Origin of the sequence: Dactylosporangium sp. NPDC050588 (assembly GCF_040654975.1) — a bacterium.
In the GTDB taxonomy this organism is placed as follows: Bacteria; Actinomycetota; Actinomycetes; order Mycobacteriales; family Micromonosporaceae; genus Dactylosporangium; species Dactylosporangium maewongense.
In genome coordinates, this window is the sequence record NZ_JBFAJA010000040.1 from 34,110 (window position 1) to 55,953 (window position 21,844).

Genomic DNA, 21,844 nt, shown 5'->3' on the forward strand with positions numbered 1-21,844 from the left:
AAAGCGGCCCTAATCCAAGGGCCGTCCACACTGGACTCAGTCCAGAACGGACAGCCGGTAGAAGCGCCAGAAGTCGTGCTCGATCGGCAGCACCGTGCACGACAGGCCGGCCTGCGCCGCCCACCGGGCCACCGTCGGCGCGCGCAGCGCGGTCCCGGCCGCCTCCACCGGATCCTCCGCCATCGTCGCCGGCAGGCAGTGCAGGACGCTGAACGCGTACTGCAGCCGCTCGATCTCACCCGCCGGCGCGGTGAACTCGTCGGCCACCCGCTCGTCGGCGACGAGCACCGCTCTGCCCGGCGCGAGCAGGCCCCGCACGGTCCGCAGCACCCCGGCCGGGTCGCCCATGTCGTGCAGCGCCTCGAAGATCGTGACGAGGGCGTAGTCGCCCGCCGCGGCCGTCGCGTCCTGCCGCAGGAACGACACCCGGTCCGCGGGCCGGACCGCCGAGGCCCTCGACGCGGTGCGGGCGCACCGGGACTGGCTGCGGGACGAGACCGGCCTCGACCCGTCGGCGGCGGTGCGCGCCCTGCAACGCCGGCTCCTGAGCGACCGGGCTTCCCCCGTACCGACGCCGGGAACGCCGACGCGGAGGACCGCTGGGCTCATCGGGCGGGACGCCGACCTCGGCGCCGTCGCCGCGCTCGTCGAGGCCGGCGCCGGTGGGGTCGTGACGCTGGTCGGGCCCGGCGGGGTCGGCAAGACCAGCCTCGCGCGGGCGTGCGGGCCGGCGTGGTGGGTCGACCTGGCCGCGGTCGGCGACCCCGCCGCCGTCGCGCCGGCGGTCGCCGCGGCCGCCGGGCTCGTCGTCGAGGGGCGGCTCGCCGACGCTCTCGCCGCGTGGGCGCGCGGCGCCGAGGGGCTCCTGGTCGTCGACAACTGCGAGCATCTCGTCGACGCCGTCCACGACGTCCTCGTCGGACTGTCGCTTGAGGACTGCCCGGCCCTTCGGGTCCTGACGACCAGCCGGGAGCGCATCGGGCTGCCGGGCGAGCGCGTGTACGTCGTCGACCCGCTCACCGCCCCCCACGCGGTGCGGCTGTTCACGGCGCGCGCGTCCGCCGCCGACCCGGGCTTCGCGGCGCTGACGGACCCGGGGTTCGCGGCACGGGTCGGCGCGCTGTGCGAGGCGCTCGACCGGCTGCCGCTGGCGATCGAGCTGGCGGCGGCCCGCGTCGGCACGCTCACCGTCGACGACCTGAGCCGGCGGCTCGACGCGCGGCTGGTCCTGCTGGACGCGGGCCCGCGCGGCCGGCCGGCGCGGCACCAGACGCTGCGGGCGGTCGTCGACTGGTCGTGGCGGCTGCTCGGCGAGCAGGAGCGGATCGCGTTCGCGCGGCTGCACGTGTTCGCCGCCGGGATCGACCTCGACGCGGCGGAGGCCGTCATCGGCTACGGCCCGCTGCCGGCCGGCTCGGTCGCCCACGTCGTCGCGCTGCTCGCCGAGCGGTCGCTGCTGACCCGGCCCGGCAGCGCGGGCGTCGGGCGGTACCGGATGCCGGCGAGCCTGCGCGTCTACGCCGCCGAACTGCTCGACCCGGCCGCCGACCGGGAGCTGCGGCTGCGGCACGCCACCCACTTCGCCGGCCTCCTCGAGGCGGCCGACCAGGGTCTTTCGGGTCCGGACGAGGCCGCGTGGGTGGCGGTCGTCGAGGGCGCGCTGGACGATGCCCGGCAGGCGTGGCACTGGTCGCGCGCGCACGCGCCGGCGCTCGCGGCCCGGATCGCCGGGGCGGTCGCGTTCGTCGGGTTCTGGCACCTGCGGGCCGACCTGCTCGCCTGGTCGACGCTGACGCTGCCGCTGCGCGCCGCCCGGCAGGCGCCCGGGGTGCTGACCGGCGCGGCGTACGCCGCCTGGCTCGACGGCGACTTCACCACCGCCGCGCGGATCGCCCGCGAGGCCCTCGACGCGGGCCACGCCGGCGCCGCGGACCTGCTCGGCGACATCGCCCTCATCCAGGGCGACCTCGACGGGGCCAGCACACAGTACGAGCGGGCGGTCGCCGTGCTTCCCGCGGGCGGTGCGGCGCAGGCGATCGCGGCGGCCAACCTCGCGCTGCCGCTGGCGTACCGGCAGGACCCGGCCGCGCTTCCCGTCGCCGAGGCGGGTCTCGCGGCGGCCCGCGCCACCGGCAACCCGTCGGCGACGGCGTTCGCGCTCTTCGCCCTCGCCGAGGCCCACGGCGACGGCAACCCCGCGGCCGCGGTCGCCGCGCTCGACGAGTCGCTGCGGCTCGCGACGGCGGTCGGCGGCCGGTTCGTCATGGGCGTCGCCCGCACCGCCATGGTCGCGCTGCGCGGCCGCCACGGGCCGCCGGAGCCGGCGCTCGCCCTGTTCGCCGGCGCGATCAGGCACTGGCGGACGACCGGCGGCCGGCCGTTGCTGATCATCGCGCTGCGCAATCTGGTGGTGTTGTTCGTGCGTACGGGCCGCGACGTGCCCGCGGCCGAACTCGCCGGGGCGTTGGACGTGCCGTCGGGGGTGTACGGCGCGGAGGCTTCCCGGCTCGCCCAGGCGCTCGCGGCGGTGCGGCTCCGGCTGCCGGCGGACACCGCGGAGGAGGCATGGCAGCGGGGGCGCCTGCGGACCGCGGACGAGGCCGCCGCGGAAGCCCTGCGCCACCTGCCGGCCTGAACCAGCGCCGCGCCGCCACCGGCCGGACGCGTCGCTCGGAACATAACCGAAATTTCGGATATGTCGGCGAAGCCGATTTATCCGTTCGCCGCGCAGGGAAGTGGCCCAGCCGGCCGTTCGGCGAAACCGCAGCGACTCGTCGAGCGCGGCCGCGGCGGTCGGAGTCGAATGGGCCGGAAACGGTGGCGGCCGCCACCGGGAAGGAACCGGTGGCGGCCGCGGGGACCGTGGAACGCGGGTCAGCCCTTCTTGACGCCCTTGCCGCTGCGGAACAGCTTGACCATGCCGGCGAAGAAGCGCTCCATCTCGGAGCCGAAGGGGTTGTCGCTGACGACGTAGGTCCAGGTGGCGCTGGGGCGGACGAGACCGGCGTCGGCGGGCTGCCAGTCGGGGCCGTCGATCTCCAGCTCCTCGAACTCCTTGACGGTGCGGTCGTCGATCTCGGCGAGCAGGCCCCGGAAGGCGGGGATCGCCTCGCGGTGGAACTCGTCGAGCGGGTCCTGGGCGCCGAGGACGCGCAGGTGGATGCCCTCGCGGAGCTCGCTCATGTCGGCGAGGTGCTCCGACCAGGCGGAGTCGGCGTGGAAGAGAGCGATCGTGCGGGCGATGTGGAGCACCGCCTCCTCGCCCAGCTCCTCGGCCAGCTCGTTGTAGCGGTCGGGGGCGCGCTCGGCGAGGAGCTCGCCGGCCGCGTCGGTCGTGAGGAGCTCCTCGCGGCGCTTCGCGTGCAGCTGGCGGTGCTGGTCCAGCAGGTAGTTGTAGCGCCAGGTGTTGCGGTGGATCTCCAGGTTGACGGTCTCCGCGACGCGCTGCGCGGAGCCGATCGCCCAGCGGACGTCCTCGTCGTCGATGGCGCCGTCGGCGTCGGCCTTGCCCATCGGCATGGGCTCGGGGCCGTAGCGCTCGATCAGCTCGTCCTCGAGGCTGACGAAGAACATGGACTCGCCGGGGTCGCCCTGGCGGCCGGCGCGGCCACGGAGCTGGTCGTCGATGCGGCGGCTGTCGTTGCGGGCGGTGCCGATGACGAAGAGGCCGCCGAGGCCCTCGACCCGCTCACGGTCCTTCTCGTCGCTGCCGCCGAGGCGGATGTCGACGCCGCGGCCGGTCATCTGGGTGGAGACGGTGACGGCGTTGAACGAGCCGGCCTCCGCGACGATGCCGGCCTCCTTCTCGTCGTTCTTGGCGTTGAGCACGACGCACTCGACGCCTTCCTCGGCGAGGGTGGCGGCGAGCTGCTCGGACTCCGCGACGCTGAGCGTGCCGACGAGCACGGGACGGCCGGTGGCGTGCATCGCGACGATCTCGTTGACGACGGCGATGTCGCGCTCCTCGGCGGAGGCGTAGACGCGGTCGGGCCAGTCCTTGCGGACGTTGGGCAGGTGCGGCGGGATGACCGCGACCTCCAGCTTGTAGAACTCGCGGAGCTGGTCGCCGACCGGCAGGGCCGTGCCCGTCATGCCGCAGATCTTCTTGTACTGCGTGAGGAACGCCTGGACGGTGATGGTCTGCAGGACGGTGCCGCCACCGCTGCTGCGGATCTTCTCCTTGGCCTCGACGGCGGCCTGGAGGCCGTCGGGCCAGCGCCGCCGCTGGGCGACCCGGCCACGGAACTCGTCGATGAGCTCGACCTTCTCGTCGCGGACGATGTAGTCGACGTCGCGGACCAGCAGCGCCTCGGCGTGCAGCGCCAGGTTGACGGCGGTGAGCGAGTCCATGTGCTCGGCGGCGTAGAGGTCCAGGCCGAGCAGCGCCTCGACCTTCGCCAGGCCGGACGTTGAAAGATGCACGGTGCGGCCCTCGTCGACGACCTCGTAGTCGTGGTCGCGGCGCAGTCCGCTGACGATCTCGGCGATCGCGACCGGCGAGTCCTTCTCGTCGATGGTCGAGCCGGCGAGGACCAGCGGGACCTTGGCCTCGTCGATGAGGATCGAGTCGGCCTCGTCGATGATGACGGTGCCGAACTCGCGGTGCACCCGGTCTTCGGTGTCGGTCACGATGCTGTCGCGGAGCAGGTCGAAGCCGGCCTCGCTGACGGAGACGTACGTGATGTCGCACGCATACGCCGCCCGGCGCTCCTCGGGGGTCGAGGACTCGTTGACCCAGCCGACGGTCAGGTCGAGCAGCTCGTAGACCGGGCGCATCCACTCGGCGTCGCGGCGGGCGAGATAGTCGTTGACCGTGATGACGTGGACCGGGCCCTGCGCGGCATAGCCGGCGGCGGCGATCGCGGCGGTCAGGGTCTTGCCCTCACCGGTGGCCATCTCGACGACGTGCCCGGCCAGGAGCACCTGGGCGCCGAGCAGCTGCACGTCATAGGGGCGCTCGTCGAGGGCTCGCTTCGCGGCCTCCCGGCCGAGGGCGCACGCCTCGACGAAGTCCTGCGGGTCCTCCCGCTGGTGCAGCGCCGTGGCGGCGGCGCGGAGCTCGTCGTCGGTGAGCTCGGACAGCTCGGCCTCGCGCTCCTCGATCTCCGGCAGGAGTGCCCGCATCGGCTCGAGGTCGATCGTGGTGCCGGGCTGCTCCTGCAGCTTGCGACGCCACGCGTTGAATTTGCTCACCAAACCCATGGCCCCCACGATACGTCCCCGCGCGCCGGACATGTGCGCCCCATCACCGTCACTTGGCGGCGCCACCGGGAAGCCGAGCGACAATCGTGGAGTGGAACAGTTGATCAGGCTCGTCGAAGGCGGTGGCGTGGTCGTCCTCAGCGGCGCCGGGCTGTCGACGGAGTCGGGCATTCCGGACTATCGCGGTCCGAGCGGGCTGCAACGCAACGCGTCGCCGATGACGTTCCAGACGTTCACCGGCGACCCGGTGGCCCGGCGGCGCTACTGGGCGCGCAGCTACCTGGGCTGGCGCACGATCGCGGAGGCGTCGCCCAACGACGGGCACCGCGCGGTCGCCCGGCTGCAGCGCGGCGGCCTGGTCACCGGGATCGTCACGCAGAACGTCGACGGCCTGCACCAGGCCGGCGGCGCGGACCCGGTCATCGAGCTGCACGGCGGCCTGGACCGGGTGGTCTGCCTCGACTGCGGCGACGTGACCGCCCGCACGGCCCTCGACGGGCGGCTGCGCGGCGCGAACCCGGCCTATGCGCAGGCCGGCGGGGACATCAACCCCGACGGCGACGTCGACCTGACCGACGAGCAGGCGGCGGACTTCGTCACGGTCGGCTGCGAGGACTGCGGCGGCATGCTCAAGCCCGACGTCGTGTTCTTCGGCGAGCAGGTGCCGATGCCGCGCGTGGAGGCGGCGTTCGCGCTCGTGGAGCGGGCGGCGGCGCTGCTGGTGCTCGGCTCGTCGCTCACCGTCCTGTCCGGGCGGCGCTTCGTGATCCGGGCGGCGAAGCTGGGCGTGCCGATCGCCATCGTGAACCAGGGACCGACGAAGAGCGACGACCTGGCAGCTGTACTGGTGGACGCCCCGCTCGGCAAGACCCTGACGCACCTGGCCGAGCTGGCCGCCTGACCCTCGTACCGGCGCCGCGACGACGATCAGGAGGACGGCCATACCGCCGGCCGCCGTTCAGCGCGCCCCTGATCCGGGCGATCGGGTGCAACACCGGACAAAGTCTGCGCGCGGTGCACTGACCCCCGACGGCCGGCGGGCCCTCGGGGGTCGATGTGCGCGTGCGGAGACGGTTATGGGGTGACGGGGGGATCCGACCGGTGTGGCGGGCGCCAGGTCCACACGCCTCCGGCGACGCCGACGGCGCAGATCGCCAGGACGGTGCCCGCGACGCTGGTGGCGGCCAGGCCCACGACGACGCCGAGGACGCCGGCGACGGCGATGGTGACCGCGGTGATGCGACGGGGTGTGACGCGGCGGGTCATCGCCCGGTTGAACCCGTTGACGAACCGCGTGTCATTGCGCAGTGCGGCTTCGATGTCCGCGAGCCGCTGCTGCTCGCTCTCGCTGAGCATGATGCTCAACCTCCTCCGACGGGCCTGCCCGGTGCGCGACGTGTACCCGCTCCGCTCGATGGTCACACACTTCGGCGGGTTTAGGGTCGGTCGATCGGCGCCAGTGACAAACTCCCAGCCTGCGGGGTTGCTGCCTGAACAGGCAAATGCCCCATTTGTCACTTCTGGCGACCTGCGAGCTGATGTCCGGTGTGCGATTCTCTACGGCGAACACGTCAGGCATCGGGGAGGACGATCGTGGATCCGTCGCAGCAGTGGCAGCACCCGCAGCAGGGGCAGCAGCCGCAGTACCCGCAGCCGGGTCCGCAGTACCCGCCGCAAGGACAGCAGCCGCAGTACCCGCCGCAGCAGTACCCGCAACACACGACCCAGTTCCCGCAGCAGCCCCAGCAGCCGCAGCAGCCGTCGTACCCGCAGCAGCAGCCGCAGTACCCGAACCAGCCGTACTCGGCGCAGCCGTACAACATCGCGCCCAACTCCGCCGCGCCGTACAGCGGACCGCCCGCCAACCCGTACGCGGCGCCTGGCCCGTACGTGACGCCGACGCCGCTGCCCGCCCCGGCGCGGTCGCGCGGCAACCGGCTCGTGCCGATCCTCGCGATCGGCGGGGTCCTGGTCGTCGTGCTGGTGGTCGCGATCGTCGTCGTCGCGCTGAACCAGGACAAGGAGCCCGCGGCCGGGCCCACGGTCGCGGCGTCGGCGTCCCAGTCCGGTCCGGTCGACGCCTGCCTGGTCGGCAAGTGGAACCAGACCAGCTACCAGAAGATCGTCGACCTGGGTGGCACCGACATCGACAAGCGTGAGGGCATCGGCAAGGTCAAGATGACCGGCGGCGGCAAGCAGTGGACGATCAACGCCGACGGCACCGCGGTCGAGGACGACACCAAGACCGTGTACAGCGGCAAGGACGACAAGGGCCGCACCATCGACGCCACGTTCTCCGGCAAGACCGACTGGCAGGTCAAGACGGTCGGCCGGACGATCGAGTTCGCCGGCAAGGAGAGCACGTCCTCGGTGGTCATCTCGGTCGACGGGCGCAAGGCCGGCACGATCAACCTCGAGCCCAACCTCGACCCGACCAACTACACCTGCGTCGGCGACGTGTGGCGCACGTCGAGCACCCAGGACCCGGACTCGTTCGCCCGCTACGACAAGGTCAAGTGATCTGACACCTGGCTGAAACCCCTCGATTGGCGATGCCCGTCGAGGGGTACAGCGACCAGCATGACCGGTCCGGAGCGCAGCGGAGAGACCGGGCATCATGGGCGCAGTCTTCGGTCAGGCCGGCGCCGGAGCGTAGCGGAGGTGGCGGCATGACCTGGATCGCGCAAGTGTCCGACCGTGCCAGGGCGCGGCTGACGACGGCCCGCCGCACCGGCGTGGTCCCCGAGTTCCGCCGCGAGGTCCCGGACCGTGACGTCCTGGTCGTCGACCAGCGTTCCACAGTGGACGACGGCATCCCGCACGGCGTCCGCGTCGCCGGCGCGTGGGCGTGGCGGATCGTGCTGTTCATCCTCGCGGCGTACCTTCTGCTGCGGCTGATCGGCGCGCTGCGGCTGATGGTGATCCCGGTCGTCGTCGCCCTGCTGCTCGCGGCCCTGCTGGAGCCCGCCGCCGCCGCGCTGCGCAAGCGTGGCGTGCACCGCTCGCTCGCCGCCGGGATCGTGCTCGTCGCCGGGCTCGTCATCGTCTTCGGCGGGCTCGGCGTCATCGTGCAGACGTTCATCGCCCAGTTCGACAGCCTCTCCGAACAGGTCACCGGGGGCGTCAACGAGATCCGTGACTGGCTCGCCCGCGGCCCGCTGCACGTGTCGAAGGAGCAGGTCGACAGCGCCATGGCCGGGTTCGGCGACCAGCTGAAGTCCAACCGGGGCGCGCTCACCTCCGGGGCGCTGACCACCGCCACCACGCTCGGCGAGGTCCTCACCGGCTTCTTCGTGGTGCTGTTCACGCTGTTCTTCTTCCTGCGCGACGGCGGGCAGATCTGGGAGTTCCTGTGCCGCCTGCTGCCCCGCCCCGCGCGGCTGCCCGCGGCCCGCGCCGGGCACTACTCGTGGTTCACGCTGGTGTCGTACGTGCGGGCGACGGTCCTCGTCGCGTTCGTCGACGCCGTCGGCATCGGCATCGGGCTGGCGATCCTGCGCATCCCCCTCGCGCTGCCGCTCGCGGCGCTGGTGTTCCTCGGCGCGTTCATCCCCGTCGTCGGCGCGACCCTGTCCGGCGCGGTCGCCGTGCTCGTCGCCCTCGTCACCAAGGACCCGCTGCACGCGCTGCTGGTCCTCGCCATCGTCATCGCCGTGCAGCAGCTCGAAGGGCACGTGCTGCAGCCGCTCATCATGGGCCGCGCCGTCTCCCTGCACCCCCTCGCGGTGATCCTCGCGATCACCACCGGGGTGGTCGCCGCCGGCATCGTCGGCGGGCTCGTCGCGGTGCCGCTGCTGGCGGTCGGCAACACCGCCATCCGGTACCTCGTCGCCCATCCCGACGGCGAGCCGACAGCGGACAGAGAGCCACCGGGCACCGAGCCCTCCGACGAGTCCGACGGCGGCCCGATCGCGTCCGAGCCGCCCGAGCCCACCCCGCCCCCGCCGGGCGAGGACCTGCCGGACGCGGAAACCTCCGGGAGCACCCGCTCGCGCGAGTAGGGTTGGTCCCGCACCGACCATCCAGGAGGAGCTGACATGCCGCTGACCGGAGAGTACGCACCGGGCGCCGCGGACTGGGCCAACGAGCAGGCCCAGCTGTTCGAGCGGACCAACGGCGCCGAGGGCAACACGCTGCGCGGCCGGCCGATCATCTTGCTCACCACGCTCGGCGCCAAGACCGGCAAGATCCGCAAGAACCCGCTGATGCGGATCGAGCACGACGGGGAGTACGCGGTCGTCGCCTCCGCCGGCGGCCAGCCGAAGCACCCCGTCTGGTATCACAACCTCGTCTCGCACCCGCGGGTGGAGCTGCAGGACGGCCCGGTCCGCAAGGACTACACCGCCCGGCTCGTCACCGGCGACGAGCGCGCCGCCTGGTGGAAGCGCGCCAACGAGACCTGGCCCGACTACGACGAGTACCAGACCAAGACCGACCGGGAGATCCCCGTCTTCGTGCTCACCCCCGTGAGCTGACTTGACCGACCCGGTCCTGCTTGCGCTGCTGGCCATGCAGCGCCACTCGTGGGAGCAGGGCGTCGCCTCGCACGCCCTGCTCGACCTCGGCCGCACGGACCTGGCGCGGCTGCTCGCCCTCGACGCGGTCGTGCACCAGAGTCCCGACGGCCGCCTCGGCACGGTGGGGGAGGAGTCCGGCTCCGTCAACGGCGCCGCCTGCGGCGAGGCACTCATCGACCTGCCCGCCCCCGGGCCCGGCGCCACGCCTCCGCCCACCGGTGTCCGCGGCCTGGGCGGCGGCGCGCCTGCCCCCGGCGGCGCGCGGGCGGTGGCGGCGCATCCGGCGCTGGCGGCGCAGCTCGACTGGTTGCTGGCGCGGGCGCCGCGGGCCGCGGACGGCACGCTCTTCCACGTGATCGGCTCCCGGGAGGTGTGGGCCGACACGGTCTACATGGTGGTGCCGCTGCTCGCCGCGGCCGGTCACCCCGGCGAGGCCGTCCGGCAGGTCGCCGGCCATCGTGAGCGCCTGTGCGGCGGCGGCCTGTACGCGGCCCGCTGGGACGAGGACACCGCCGCCCTCACCGCGCCGGAGCACTGGGGCACCGGCAGCGGCTGGGTCGCCGCCGGCATCGCCCGGGCGCTGCGCCACGACCCGTCGCTGGAGCCCGCCCTGGCCGGCCACGCCCGGGAGATCGTCGACGCGTGCCTGGCGCTGCGCCGCCCCGACGGCCTGTTCGGCAACGTCCTGGACGACCCGGCGTCGTTCCCGGAGGCGAACGTCGCGCAGATGCTCGCGTACACCACCTGCGCCGGCGTCGCGGACGGCTGGCTCCCGCCGTCCTACGCGGCCGTGGGCCGGTCGCTGATCGCCGCGGTCGCGCCGCTGGTCACCCCGGACGGCCTGGTCACGGGCGTGTGCGGCGCCCCCGTGTTCGACCGCCCCGGCACCTCCGCCGAGGCGCAGTCCTTCTACCTGATGGCCCGGGCCGCGGCGGCCCGCCTTCCCGTCTGACACCGTCTCCGCCATTCCCGGCCGGCGGCCCGGTCACCCGTCTGACGGCCCCTCGGCGAGGGCGTCGGTGGCGTGGCGGCCGGCGGTGGTGGCGCGGTCGAGGAACTCGGCGAGCAGCGCCAGCTGCGCCTCGTCGTAGCCGGCGCACAGGTCGTCCATGGCCTCGTTCATCCCCGCGTAGAGGCCGAAGATCTCCGCGTTGCGCTCCTTCAGCGCACGGACCTGCACCGCACGGCGGTCGGCGGGGTCGCGTTCGCGGGTGATCCAGCCGGCGCGCTCCAGGCGGTCCAGGACGCCGGTCATCGTCGCCGGGTGCTGGCCGGCGCGGCGGGCGAGGGCGCTGGGGCTCATCGGGCCGTGCCGGTTGATCAGGTCGAGGCAGTCGAAGTCGGCGTCCTTGACCCCGAGCCGCCCGCCGACCTGGTGGTTCAGCAGCGACAGCTGGATCGACAGCTCCCGCAGCGACTCCTTGATCGCGGTCGTGGAGCGCCGCCGCTGCCGGTTGTCACGCGACTGTGATACGGAACTCATACCATCTCGATCCCGGATCCAAATATTATGAGATCCATACGATATCGGTTGTCGATGACACGATACCCGGAAGGGACCCTCATGATCCTCATTACCGGCGCGACCGGCGCCATCGGCCGGCACCTGCTGCGGACGCTGACCGCCGCGGGCGAGCCCGTCCGCGCCGTCACCCGCGGCGCCCCGCTGCCCGGCGCCGACTGCGTCCGCACCGTCCGCGACGGCCTCGCGGGCGCCACCGGACTGTTCCTGCACCCGCGGGTCGCCGGTGAGGACGCGCCGGCGATCCTTGCCGCCGCGCGCGCCGCCGGGGTCCGCAGGGTCGTCGCGCTCACCGCGTTGAACGTCGGCGACCCCGAGGAACAGCAGCCGTCGCGGTACGCCGGCGACCGCAACAAGGAGCTCGACCTCGCCACCCGCGACAGCGGCATGGCCTGGACGTGCCTGCGCCCCGCCTCGTTCGCCGGCAACGCCGCCCGCGCGTTCGGCCCGCAGGTCCGGGCGGGCGCGACGGTGCGGTACCCGTTCCGCGCCTTCGAGGAGTCCCTCGTCGACGAGCGCGACGTCGCCGAGGTCGCGGCGCGGGCGCTGCGCGACGACACCCTGGCCGGGCGGGTCCTGGAGCTGACGGGCCCGCAGTCGCTGACGCACGGGGAGCAGGTCGCGACCATCGGCGCGGTCCTGCGCCGCCCGCTGACCTTCGAGGAGGTGCCGGCCCAGGTCGCCGCGTGGCGGCTGACGGTCGCCGGCCTGCCGGAGCGGTTCGCCGGGGCGCTCATGGAGCGCTACGAGCGCCACCTCGCCGCCCCGCAGCACCCGCCGACCGGCGTGGTGGACGAGGTGCTCGGCCGCCCGGCGACCCCGTTCGCGACGTGGGTCGCCGACCACGCGGACGCGTTCTGACATGAGCGCCGCATACATCACGGTCGCCCTGGTCACGGCCGCGGCGAACCTGTTCTCCGGCACCTGCGCGGTCTGAGCCTGCGCGTCGACCGCCCGCGGCCGGGTGGCGACCCGCCCCCCCCCTGCGTCGGTGTGAGCCGGGGCTTCTGGCTGCTCCGAGGCCGCGTGGCGGCCGGGATTCGGCGCGCGGCGACCCAGGCCGTACATCGGGAGCGGGCGGATGCGGGGCGGCCCGAGCCGCGCGTCGGTGAGGGCGCACCGGCACAGTGGCGGCGCGCACCGGCGTGCGGCGGGTGTCAGCGGATGCGGCCGCGCCGGGTGGCGAGGAAGGCCTCGATGCGGCGTTGGTTGCGGCCGCCGCTGCTCAGGCCGCGGCGGGCCTTGTTGTAGAGCCAGATGCCTCCGCCGACCACGGCCGCGCCGACGATGAGGTAGAACGCGACGCTCATGAGCACCTTGAACAGCCAGATGGCGAGCGCACCGACGACGAACAGTCCGACGATGACGGCGGCGGCCGCTGCGAGGAATCGACCCATGCCTCCAATGTGCGCCCGCCGGGGCGGTGCGCGCATCGGGGATGTCACCGAATTATGCGGCGAGGGCGGCGTAGTGGCCGTCGGCCTGGAGGAGGGTGGTGTGGGTGCCGCGCTCGACGACGCGGCCGTGGTCGACGACGAGGATCTGGTCGGCGTCGCGGACGGTGGAGAGGCGGTGGGCGATGGTGATCGTGGTGCGGCCCTCGGCGAGGGTGTCGAAGGCGCGCTGGACGGCGCGCTCGGTCTCGGTGTCCAGGGCGCTGGTGGCCTCGTCGAGCACGAGGATGCGCGGGTCGCGCAGCAGGGTGCGGGCGATCGCGATGCGCTGCTGCTCGCCGCCGGAGAAGCGGTAGCCGCGGGAGCCGACCATGGTGTCGTAGCCGTCGGGGAGGCGGATGATGAGGTCGTGGATCTGCGCGGCCTTCGCCGCCTCGACGACCTCGAGGTCGGTGGCGCCGGGCTTCGCGTAGCGCAGGTTCTCGCGGATGGTGGTGTGCAGCAGGTACGTCTCCTGGCTGACGACGCCGACGACCGCCGCGAGGTCGGCGAGGCGGACGTCGCGCAGGTCGACGCCGTCGATGGTGATGCGCCCGCCGGTGGGGTCGTGCAGGCGGGCGATGAGCGACGCGATCGTGCTCTTGCCGGAGCCGGTCTCGCCGACGAGGGCGAGGGAGGTGCCGGCGGGCACGTCGAGGCTGACCCCGGCGACGGCGGCGGCGTCGCTGCCCGGGTACGTGAAGGTGACGTCCTCGAAGCGCAGGTGGCCGCGGGTGCTGGCGCGGGGCAGCGGCACCGGGTCGGCGGGGTCGTCGACCTCGACGGGCAGGTCGAGGTATTCGAAGATCCGCGCGAAGAGCGCCAGGCTGCTGGCGATGGAGACGCTGACCCCGAGCAGGCCCATGAGCGGCCGGAAGAGCGCGGACTGCAGCGCGGTGAACGCGACCAGCGTGCCGATGCTCAGCGAGCCGGCGGTCGGCGGCAGGCCGGCGCTGAGGTAGATGACGGCGGGGATGGCCGCGAAGATGATGTTCATGGACGCCATCCGCCAGCGGCCGGCGAGCTCGGAGCGCAGCTCCAGGTCGATGAGCCGGGTCGAGGAGGCGGTGAACCGGTCCACGACGGCGGCGCCGGCGCCCATGGTCTTGCTGAGGCGCACGCCGCTGACGGAGAGGCCTTCCTCGATGGTGACGTTGAGGTCGGCGAGCTCCCGCTGGCGCTGCGCGGTGATGTCGCGGCGCATCCCGGCGACCTTGCGGGTCACGTAGATCGCGGGGGGCAGCACGACGAGGGAGACCAGCGACAGCCGCCACGACAGCGCGGCCATGGCGACCGCGGTGGCGACGGTGGTGGTCAGGTTGGACGCGACCGAGGTCGCGGTCGAGGTGACGACGCTCTGCATGCCGCCGATGTCGTTGGTGATGCGGGACTGCACCTCGCCGGTGCGGGTGCGGGTGAAGAACCCGACGGACTGGCGCTGCAGGTGGGTGAACACGTCGGTGCGCAGCCGGTGCATGACCTGCTGGCCGACCTTGGTCGAGATCCAGGTCTGCACGACGCCGAGCGCGGAGGTGACGGCGGCGACGCCGACCATGCCGGCGACGAGCCAGGCGAGCAGCGTGGTGTCGCGCCGGGGGAGCGCGACGTCGATGACCTCGCGGAGCAGGAACGGGGTCGCCCCGCCGAGCGCGGAGGAGACGACGATGATGGCGACGACCGTGGCGAGGGGGCCGCGGTGCGCGGTGAAGAGGCGGCCGATGCGGGCCAGGGAGACGTTCTTGGCGCGGGCCTTGTCAGCGGTGCTGATCTCGCGCGGCGGCCGGGTCCGGTGCTGGGGTTCCAAGGGGGCTCGCTTTCTTTCGGGTAATGGTGAGGTTACCTCACTATGAGGCAGCAACACCAACCCCTGCTACCGTATTCCCGTGAAAGATGCCGACGGGTCCGGTGACGAGAGTCTCGCCGAGGCGTTCTGGAGCGTGGCCCGCCGCCTGCGGCACATGACGCACGAGACCCTCGAGCCGATCGGGATCACGCCCGGGCAGTCGCGCGCGGTGGCGGTGCTCATGCGGCACGGCGTCATGCGCCTGAGCGAGCTGTCCGACCACCTGCGGATCGCGCCGCGCTCGACCACCGAGGTCGTCGACGGGCTGCAGGAGCGCGGCCTGGTCGAGCGGCGCCCCGACCCGGCGGACCGGCGCGCCACCCTGGTCGTGCTCACCGACGCCGGGCAGGCGACCGCCGAGGCGATCCGCGCCGCCCGGCACGCCGAGGCGGAGCGCTTCTTCGCCGGCCTCGACGCCGAGGACCGCGAGACCCTCGGGCGGATCCTCAGGACGCTGCGGCCCTAGCCAGGAACAGGCTCCGCTCGCGCTCGTTGCGGGTCAGGGCCGCCGCCCGGGCGAACTCGGCCCGGGCCTCCTCGTGGCGGCCGAGGCGCTCGAGCAGATCGCCGCGGGCCGCCGGCAGGTAGGGGTAGTTCGCCAGGGCGCCGTCGAGCTCGTCGAGCAGGGCCAGCCCGGCCGACGGGCCGGAGGCCATGCCGACCGCGACGGCGAGGTTCAGCCGCACCACGGCGGACGGCGCGACGTGAGCGAGCAGCCGGTACAGGGCGACGATGCGGTCCCAGTCGGTGTCCGCGGGGCGCGGCGCCGCGGCGTGGCAGGCGGCGATCGCGGCCTGCAGCCCGTAGGGCCCGAGCGTGCCGAGGGTTTCCGCCGCCGACAGCGCCGCCAGCCCGCGGCGGATCAGCAGCCGGTCCCACCGCCGCCGGTCCTGGTCCATGAGCAGCACCGGCGAGCCGTCCGCCGCGGTCCGCGCCGGGATCCGGGCGGCCTGCAGCTCCATGAGGGCGCACAGCCCGTGCACCTCCGGCTCCGACGGCAGCAGCCCGGCCATGACCCGGCCGAGCCGGATCGCCTCCTCGCACAGCTGCGGGCGGGCCCAGTCGTCGCCGGCGGACGCCGAGTAGCCCTCGTTGAAGATCAGGTAGGTCACGCCGAGGGCGGCGGTCAGGCGGGCCGGCAGCTCCGCGGGGGCGGGCAGCTCGAACGCGACGCCGGTGAGGGCCCGCTTGGCCCGCAGGATCCGCTGCGACACGGTCGCCTCGGTGGTCAGGAAGGAACGGGCGATGGCGGCGGTGCTGAGCCCGCCCAGCGTCCGCAGGATCAGCGCCACCTGCGACTCGGTGGTCAGCGCCGGGTGGCAGGCGGTCAGGATGAGGCGGAGCAGGTCGTCGCGCACATGGTCGTCGACGTCGGGCTCCTCGTCGAGGGTCACGTCGGTGACGCCGATGACGGCGAGCTTGCGGTCGTGGTTGGCGCGGCGGCGCAGCGCGTCGACGGCGCGGTGCTTCGCCGTCGCCATCAGCCACGGGCCGGGGTCGTCGGGCACGCCGCGCACCGGCCACTGCTCCAGGGCGATGACCAGCGCGTCCTGGGCGAGCTCCTCGGCGAGGCCGACGTCGCGCACGATCCTGGCCAGCCCGGCGACGAGCCGGGCCGACTCGATCCGGAAGACCGCCTCGACCGTGTCGCGAACGTCCACGACCGCCGATTATGCGGCAGATGCCGCCGTCAGCGGCGCCACGGGTTCGAGCCGCGGCGTGAACGTGACCGCACGGTTGCGGCCGCGGAGCTTCGCCGCGTACATGGCGACGTCCGCGTGGCGCATCAGGTCGCCGGCCCCGGTGCCGCCCACGGCGATCCCGACGCTCGCCCCGACGGTGACCGTGGCGGCCGGATCAGGGCTGCCGCCGCCCGCCCCGGTGATGACCGTGGTGTCGCGGACGGCGGTGAGGACGGCGACGACCACGGTCTCACGCGAACGCATGCGCCACACCTCCCGTCGCGTCGCCGGTCCGACGCTGTCCTATCGGCGCGGCGGGCCGGAACCGTGCGAAACGTGGCACGGTTCATACTGGTGCCGGCGACCGGGGAAAAGCGTGACACGAGATCTATCTCCTTCCTGACATCCCCCGAGCGGCCTGCGTGTGACGCTGCGGCCGTGCAGCGCAACGTCCCGAACTGGCTGGCCCTGCCGGGGGCCCTGGCGTTCGTCGTGTCGCTGGCCAGCTACCTGCAGGTGGCCAGGATCGAGGGCCCGCAGCTGGACGACCGCGACATCGAGGTGTACGTGCAGGCCGGCGCCGCGTTCCGGCACCACGCGCACGTCTACGACCTGGCGTTCACCGCCGGGCACTGGCCGTTCACCTACCCGCCGGTGACGCTGCTCGCCTTCGACGCGCTGTCCCGGCTCGGCAGCGCCCACGCCCTCGTCGCGCTCAACGCGCTGACCGTCGCCTCGCTTGTCGGCGTCTGCCTGCTCAGCCTCCGGATGGCCGGGCTGCGCGGCGGGCCCGGCGTCGCCGGCGCCGCGCTCGCCCTCGCCGCCGGCGCCCTGTGGCTGGAGCCCGTCCAGGCGAACCTCAACGACGGCCAGATCAACATGATCCTGGTGCTGCTCGTCCTCGCCGACTTCGCGCTGCCGGACGGGCACCGGCTGCGGGGTGTGGCCGTCGGGGTGGCGACCGCGGCCAAGCTCGTGCCCGGGATCTTCATCGTGTACCTGCTGGTCACCCGCCGGTTCCGGGCCGCCGCGACGGCCGCCGGGACGTTCGCCGCGCTGACGCTGCTCGGCTTCGCCGCCGACGGGCGCGACTCGGCCCAGTACTGGTTCACCGGCATGTTCGCCAGCTCCGGCCGGGTCACGCAGGACAGCGCGCTCGGGGGGTCGCTGGACCAGTCGCTGCACACCCTCGCCGAACGCTGGACCGGCTCGACCGCCGTCTACTACGCCCTGGCCGCCGCCGTCGGGGTCCTCGGGTTCGCCGTCGCCCGCACCGCCCACCTCCGCGGCGAGGAGCTGGCCGGCGTCGCCTGCACCGCGCTCACCGGGCTGCTCGTCTCGCCGGTGTCGTGGACGTACCACTACGCCTGGATCGTGCCGGTGCTGGTCGCGACCGCCGCCGTCGTGGCGCAGGTCCCCGCCCGGCTGCGGTGGCTCGCCGCGGGACTGCCCGGGCTGCTCGCGATGGCCTTCCTCGCCTGGCCGATGCAGGGCCGCGGCGACCGGATCGCCGCCCCGCGCGGCCTGCTGTGGCATCTTCCCGACATCGAGGACCCCGCGACCTGGCACGGCGTGCAACGGCTGGTCGGCGACACGTACACCCTGGTCAGCGTCGCTCTGCTGGTCCTCGCGGCGGTGTGGTTGCGGCCGGGGAAAACCGCTGTCGGGGCGCCGCCGGGCGTGGCAGGTTCGACCGTGTGCATCAGCCCAGTCGCGCCCTCCCGGCAGCCTCCGAATACCTGCACCTGAACCGCGCCCAGTGGGACGAGCGGGCCCCCGCCCACGCCGCGTCGCCCGGCTACTCCCGGCAGCGGTTCCTCGACGACCCCGGCTTCCTCAGCGACGTTGTCCGCTTCGACCTGCCGCGGCTCGGCGACATCCGCGGCCGGCGCGCCGTGCACCTGCAGTGCCACATCGGCACCGACACGCTGTCGCTGCACCGCCTCGGCGCGGCGGTCACCGGTCTCGACTTCTCCGGCGCGTCGCTCGCCGAGGCCCGCGCCCTGGCCGCCGCGACCGGCGCGGACATCGCCTACGTCGAGGCCGACGTGTACGACGCGCCGCGGGTGCTCGAACCGGGCGCCTTCGACCTCGTGTACACCGGCATCGGCGCGCTCTGCTGGCTCCCGGACGTCCGCCGCTGGGCCGGGGTCGTCGCCGCGCTGCTGAAGCCCGGCGGCCGGCTGTTCATCCGCGAGGGCCACCCGATGCTGTGGGCCGTCGACGAGACCCGCCCCGACGGTCTCCTCGCGATCGACCAGGCGTACTTCGAACGGGAGGACCCCCTCGTGTGGGACGAGGACGGCACCTACGTTGAGACCGACACCGTCTTCCAGAACACGACCACCCACCAGTGGAACCACGGCCTCGGCGAGATCGTCACCGCCGTCATGGACGCCGGCCTGGACCTCACCATGCTGCGGGAGCACGACAGCGCGCCGTGGGACGCCCTGCCCGGCCGCACCACCGCCGACGAGCACGGCGAACACCGCCTCACCGACCGGCCGTGGCGGCTGCCGCAGACGTACACCCTCCAGGCCCGGAAACGGTGACGCTCTAGAATCTGGGCTTCACCAGTCGTCGTTCCCCGGGAGTGCCGCGTGTCCGCTTCGCCGTCGTCCGAGGCCGTTTCCGAGGCTGCCCGCGCCGCCCGGGCCGCCGCGCCGTCACTCGCCGCGGCGCCGGCCAAGACGATCGACGAGGCGCTGCGCGGCATGGCCCGCCGCCTCGGCGGCGGCGCCCGCGACGCGATCCTCGCCGCCAACCAGGAGGACCAGGCGGCGGCGCGGGCCGACGGGATGAGCGGCGGGCTGCTGGACCGGCTGAAGCTCGACGAGGCCCGGCTGACCGCGATGGCGGCCCAGCTCGACATCCTCGCCGGGGTCGAGGCCGAGCCGGCGCAGCGCACCATCCGCACCCTCGACGGCGGCCTGGTCCTGCAGGAGTGGCGCCGGCCCGTCGGGGTCATCGGCGCCAACTACGAGGCCCGCCCCAACGTGACCGTCGACGTCGCGTCGCAGCTGGTCAAGTCGCAGAACGCGGGGGTGCTGCGGACCGGCTCCGCGGCGCTGGCCTCCGCGGTCGCGCTCATGGACGCCGTCGTCGCGCCCGCCCTCGCCGAGGCCGGCCTCGACCCCGCCGCCGTGCAGCTGGTGCGGGCAAAGGGCCGCGACAGCGCCGAGGCGCTCGTGTCGCAGCCCGGCCTCATCCCGCTCGTCATCCTCCGGGGCAGCGGCGACAGCACCCGCAGCCTCGCCGAACGCGCCGCCCTGCACGGCGTGCGCACCCTCGCCCACGCCGACGGCGGCGGCGTCCTCTACCTCGACGAGGCCGCCGACCCGGCCAAGGCGGCCGCGCTCATCGACGCGGGCCTCGACCGGCTCGGCGTGTGCAACCGGCTCAACCTGCTGCTGGTCCACCGGGCGATCTGGGACGCGACCGTCCCCGGCGTCGTCGACGCGCTCGCCGCCCGCACCCCGGCGATCGCCGCGTCGCTGCCGCCGCACAGCCACGCCCTCGGCTACGAGTGGGCCCTCGACTCCGCCGGCGAGGCGACCGTCACGATCGCCCCGGTCTCCGGCGTCCAGGAGGCGGCCCGCATCGCCAACGACGAGACGTCCGGGCTGGCGGCGGGGATCGTCACCGAGTCCACCGCCGCCGCACGGGAGTTCCTCGCCGCCTACGCCGGCACCGGCGCCTTCTGGAACGCGACCACCCGCCTCCTCGACGGGTTCAAGCTCCTCGCGCTGCCGGAGACGGGCATCAACATCGACCGGGTGCCGGGGCCGCGCGGTCCGGTGACCTTCCGCGACCTGTCGCTGCGCCAGTACGTGGTCGTGCCCGCCGACCGGGCGGCCGACCTGGGCGCGTGAGCGCCCGGCGGAACGTCCTGGGCCGCGAACCGGGATGCAGGGTTGGGGCTCAGGCCGGCCTGAGCCTCAGGACGTGGCGGCGGTGATCGTCGCCACCTCGGCCGGGGTCAACGCGACCGACGCCGCCGCCACGTTCGACTCCAGGTGCGCCACCGACCCCGTCCCCGGGATCGGCAGCATCGCCGGCGACCGGGCGAGCAGCCACGCGAGCACGAGCTGCCGGGTCGTGATGCCGTACCGCGCGGCGATCTCCTCCACCGCCGTCACCCCGTCGAGGTTCTGGATCGGCGCCCACGGCAGGAACACGATGCTCTCCTGCTCGCACAGGTCGACGAGCGACTCGGAGCCGCGGTCGTCGACGTTGTAGCGGTTCTGGATCGAGACGATCGGGGTCAGCCGCTGCGCGACCCGCAGCTGCTCCTCCGTCACGTTCGACAGGCCGATGTGACGGATCTTGCCGGCGTCCTTGAGCTCGACGAGCGCGCCGACCGACTCCTCGAAGGGCACGTTCGGGTCCGGCCGGTGGAACTGGTAGAGCGGGATCTGCTCCAGCCGGAGCTTCCGGAGGCTCCCGTCGAGCGCGCGGCGCAGGTGCTCGGGGTCGCCGTTGGACGTCCACTCGCCGGGCCCCGGCCGCTCCAGGCCGCCCTTCGTGGCGATCACGAGGTCGTCGGCGTAGGGGTGCAGCGCCTCCGCGATCAGCTCCTCGCTCACGTCGGGCCCGTAGGAGTCGGCGGTGTCGATGAAGTTGACGCCGAGCTCCACGGCACGGCGCAGCACCGCCACCGCGTCGGCGCGGCTCGGCGGGTCGCCCCAGATGCCGGTGCCGGTGACGCGCATGGCGCCGAAGCCGAGCCGGTTGACGGTCAGGTCACCGCCGAGGTCGATGGTCCCGGCCGCCGCCGCGGCGTGCACGCTGGTCTGCTCTGACATGCGGATGGCTCTCCTCAGAACGGTATGGCAGGCAACCGTCCAAACGTAGCGCTGTGGCGAAGTACGGCTGGATTAGCGCGGAGAGGTATGGGTAAGGTGACCCTCCTCACGCCAACCGCTGGGAGTCACGCCGACCGCTGGGAGTGATGTCATGAACGCACAGGACCCGACCGGGGTGGACCCCGACAGCCCCGAGGGCCAGGCCAGGGCGGCCGCGCGGCGCGAGTACGAACAGGCGCAGAGCCGCGCCGTGCACGAGCAGCGCGGCGGGCGCATCGACGACGGCGCGGTCGACTCGACCGGCCAGCTGGTCCGCGAGCCGCGCCGGGCGACTCAGCTCGACGAGGACATCTGAGCCAACCGGGTCTCGCGCTTCACCGCGTACATGCGGGCGTCGGCGCGCCGCAGCAGCGCCTCCGCGGCCCGCGGGTCGCCGTCGACGACGCCGACGCTCGCCCGCACCAGCAGCCGGTGGCCCTGCACCGGCACTGGCACGTCCAGCAGGTCCAGGAACCTGCGGGCGACGGCCTCGGCGGCCGGCGCGCCGGACCCCGGCAGCAGCACCGCGAACTCGTCGCCGCCGATGCGGGCCGCCGTCCCGCCGGCCGGCACGCTGGCGGCGAGCCGGTCCGCGACCGCCACGAGCACCGCGTCCCCGGCGTGGTGCCCGTGCGTGTCGTTGATCATCTTGAAGTCGTCGAGGTCGACGAGAAGCACCGCCGCGACCGTGTGACCGGCGGTGTTGCCGGCGGTGTTGCCGGCGGTGTTGCCGGCGGTGTTGCCGGCGGTGTTGCCGGCGGTGTTGCCGGCGGTGTTGCCGGCGGTGTTGCCGGCGGTGTT

At 73.8% G+C, this 21,844-nt stretch carries 22 protein-coding genes; 12 read left to right on the forward strand and 10 right to left on the reverse strand.

Annotated features, from left to right (window positions below):
- Positions 1-36 precede the first annotated feature (36 nt).
- On the reverse strand, positions 37-426 hold the full coding sequence (locus AB0I21_RS27065) for a hypothetical protein (protein ID WP_360565236.1): 390 nt from the start codon (positions 424-426) through the stop codon (positions 37-39).
- A gap of 37 nt (positions 427-463) precedes the next feature.
- Here AB0I21_RS27065 and AB0I21_RS27070 point away from each other — a divergent pair, with 37 nt between their 5' ends.
- On the forward strand, positions 464-2,635 hold the full coding sequence (locus AB0I21_RS27070) for a hypothetical protein (RefSeq protein ID WP_360565238.1): 2,172 nt from the start codon (positions 464-466) through the stop codon (positions 2,633-2,635).
- Positions 2,636-2,874: 239 nt separating this feature from the next.
- Here AB0I21_RS27070 and secA2 read toward each other — a convergent pair whose 3' ends face one another.
- Complete coding sequence (gene secA2, locus AB0I21_RS27075) at positions 2,875-5,202, reverse strand: accessory Sec system translocase SecA2 (RefSeq protein ID WP_360565240.1); 2,328 nt, start codon at positions 5,200-5,202, stop codon at positions 2,875-2,877.
- Positions 5,203-5,293: 91 nt separating this feature from the next.
- On the opposite strand from secA2, the gene AB0I21_RS27080 reads away from it, so the two are divergent.
- The gene (locus AB0I21_RS27080; protein WP_360565241.1) at positions 5,294-6,103 is read left to right on the forward strand and encodes an NAD-dependent protein deacetylase; all 810 of its coding nucleotides are present in this window, start codon (positions 5,294-5,296) and stop codon (positions 6,101-6,103) included.
- 173 nt (positions 6,104-6,276) lie between these two features.
- On the opposite strand, the gene AB0I21_RS27085 is transcribed toward AB0I21_RS27080, so the two are convergent.
- Entirely contained in the window at positions 6,277-6,558 is a 282-nt protein-coding gene (locus tag AB0I21_RS27085) for a DUF3040 domain-containing protein (RefSeq protein WP_344502679.1), read from the reverse strand.
- Positions 6,559-6,795: 237 nt separating this feature from the next.
- On the opposite strand from AB0I21_RS27085, the gene AB0I21_RS27090 reads away from it, so the two are divergent.
- The 4 genes from AB0I21_RS27090 to AB0I21_RS27105 all read left to right on the forward strand — a co-directional run bounded on the left by AB0I21_RS27090 (position 6,796) and on the right by AB0I21_RS27105 (position 10,671).
- On the forward strand, positions 6,796-7,722 hold the full coding sequence (locus AB0I21_RS27090; RefSeq protein WP_360565243.1) for a hypothetical protein: 927 nt from the start codon (positions 6,796-6,798) through the stop codon (positions 7,720-7,722).
- A gap of 149 nt (positions 7,723-7,871) precedes the next feature.
- The gene (locus AB0I21_RS27095; RefSeq protein ID WP_360565245.1) at positions 7,872-9,203 is read left to right on the forward strand and encodes an AI-2E family transporter; all 1,332 of its coding nucleotides are present in this window, start codon (positions 7,872-7,874) and stop codon (positions 9,201-9,203) included.
- A gap of 36 nt (positions 9,204-9,239) precedes the next feature.
- Positions 9,240-9,677 carry a nitroreductase family deazaflavin-dependent oxidoreductase gene (locus AB0I21_RS27100; RefSeq protein ID WP_360565247.1) on the forward strand — a complete coding sequence of 146 codons (438 nt, stop codon included), beginning with the start codon at positions 9,240-9,242 and terminating at the stop codon, positions 9,675-9,677.
- A gap of 1 nt (position 9,678) precedes the next feature.
- Entirely contained in the window at positions 9,679-10,671 is a 993-nt protein-coding gene (locus tag AB0I21_RS27105; protein WP_360565249.1) for a glycoside hydrolase family 88 protein, read from the forward strand.
- A 33-nt stretch (positions 10,672-10,704) separates the two neighbouring features.
- Here the strand turns inward: AB0I21_RS27105 and AB0I21_RS27110 are convergent, their stop codons facing one another.
- Positions 10,705-11,202 (reverse strand): MarR family transcriptional regulator, encoded by a 498-nt coding sequence (locus AB0I21_RS27110; RefSeq protein ID WP_360565251.1) that lies wholly within the window; start codon positions 11,200-11,202, stop codon positions 10,705-10,707.
- A gap of 54 nt (positions 11,203-11,256) precedes the next feature.
- On the opposite strand from AB0I21_RS27110, the gene AB0I21_RS27115 reads away from it, so the two are divergent.
- Positions 11,257-12,102 (forward strand): NAD(P)H-binding protein, encoded by an 846-nt coding sequence (locus AB0I21_RS27115; protein ID WP_360565253.1) that lies wholly within the window; start codon positions 11,257-11,259, stop codon positions 12,100-12,102.
- A 296-nt stretch (positions 12,103-12,398) separates the two neighbouring features.
- Here the strand turns inward: AB0I21_RS27115 and AB0I21_RS27120 are convergent, their stop codons facing one another.
- A complete protein-coding gene (locus tag AB0I21_RS27120) occupies positions 12,399-12,638 on the reverse strand; it encodes a hypothetical protein (protein WP_344502670.1) in 240 nt (79 codons plus the stop codon).
- A 52-nt stretch (positions 12,639-12,690) separates the two neighbouring features.
- Positions 12,691-14,478 (reverse strand): ABC transporter ATP-binding protein, encoded by a 1,788-nt coding sequence (locus AB0I21_RS27125; protein ID WP_360565255.1) that lies wholly within the window; start codon positions 14,476-14,478, stop codon positions 12,691-12,693.
- A gap of 154 nt (positions 14,479-14,632) precedes the next feature.
- Between AB0I21_RS27125 and AB0I21_RS27130 the strand changes: the two genes are divergently transcribed.
- Positions 14,633-14,983: a MarR family transcriptional regulator gene (locus AB0I21_RS27130; protein WP_360565353.1), complete on the forward strand. Its 351-nt coding sequence runs from the start codon at positions 14,633-14,635 to the stop codon at positions 14,981-14,983.
- On the opposite strand, the gene AB0I21_RS27135 is transcribed toward AB0I21_RS27130, so the two are convergent.
- Together AB0I21_RS27135 and AB0I21_RS27140 are read right to left on the reverse strand one after the other, a co-directional pair.
- Positions 14,964-16,178 carry a sigma-70 family RNA polymerase sigma factor gene (locus AB0I21_RS27135; protein WP_360565257.1) on the reverse strand — a complete coding sequence of 405 codons (1,215 nt, stop codon included), beginning with the start codon at positions 16,176-16,178 and terminating at the stop codon, positions 14,964-14,966. The two genes, AB0I21_RS27130 and AB0I21_RS27135, sit on opposite strands and share 20 nt — an antisense overlap.
- Positions 16,179-16,187: 9 nt before the next feature.
- Entirely contained in the window at positions 16,188-16,463 is a 276-nt protein-coding gene (locus tag AB0I21_RS27140) for a hypothetical protein (protein WP_360565258.1), read from the reverse strand.
- Between the two features lie 174 nt (positions 16,464-16,637).
- Here AB0I21_RS27140 and AB0I21_RS27145 point away from each other — a divergent pair, with 174 nt between their 5' ends.
- The 3 genes from AB0I21_RS27145 to AB0I21_RS27155 are packed head-to-tail and all read left to right on the forward strand — an operon-like array spanning position 16,638 to position 20,071.
- On the forward strand, positions 16,638-17,948 hold the full coding sequence (locus AB0I21_RS27145; protein ID WP_360565260.1) for a glycosyltransferase 87 family protein: 1,311 nt from the start codon (positions 16,638-16,640) through the stop codon (positions 17,946-17,948).
- Positions 17,897-18,751, forward strand: a complete 855-nt coding sequence (locus AB0I21_RS27150; RefSeq protein WP_360565262.1) for a methyltransferase — start codon at positions 17,897-17,899, stop codon at positions 18,749-18,751. The genes AB0I21_RS27145 and AB0I21_RS27150 overlap by 52 nt, the downstream gene beginning before the upstream one ends.
- Before the next feature lie 48 nt (positions 18,752-18,799).
- Positions 18,800-20,071, forward strand: a complete 1,272-nt coding sequence (locus tag AB0I21_RS27155; RefSeq protein ID WP_360565263.1) for an aldehyde dehydrogenase family protein — start codon at positions 18,800-18,802, stop codon at positions 20,069-20,071.
- A gap of 66 nt (positions 20,072-20,137) precedes the next feature.
- Here the strand turns inward: AB0I21_RS27155 and AB0I21_RS27160 are convergent, their stop codons facing one another.
- A complete protein-coding gene (locus AB0I21_RS27160; protein WP_360565265.1) occupies positions 20,138-21,004 on the reverse strand; it encodes an aldo/keto reductase in 867 nt (288 codons plus the stop codon).
- Positions 21,005-21,155: 151 nt separating this feature from the next.
- Here AB0I21_RS27160 and AB0I21_RS27165 point away from each other — a divergent pair, with 151 nt between their 5' ends.
- The gene (locus AB0I21_RS27165; protein WP_344502661.1) at positions 21,156-21,359 is read left to right on the forward strand and encodes a hypothetical protein; all 204 of its coding nucleotides are present in this window, start codon (positions 21,156-21,158) and stop codon (positions 21,357-21,359) included.
- On the opposite strand, the gene AB0I21_RS27170 is transcribed toward AB0I21_RS27165, so the two are convergent.
- Positions 21,338-21,844 (reverse strand): diguanylate cyclase (locus AB0I21_RS27170; RefSeq protein ID WP_360565267.1); only part of this gene is annotated, 507 nt, incomplete at its 5' end. The two genes, AB0I21_RS27165 and AB0I21_RS27170, sit on opposite strands and share 22 nt — an antisense overlap.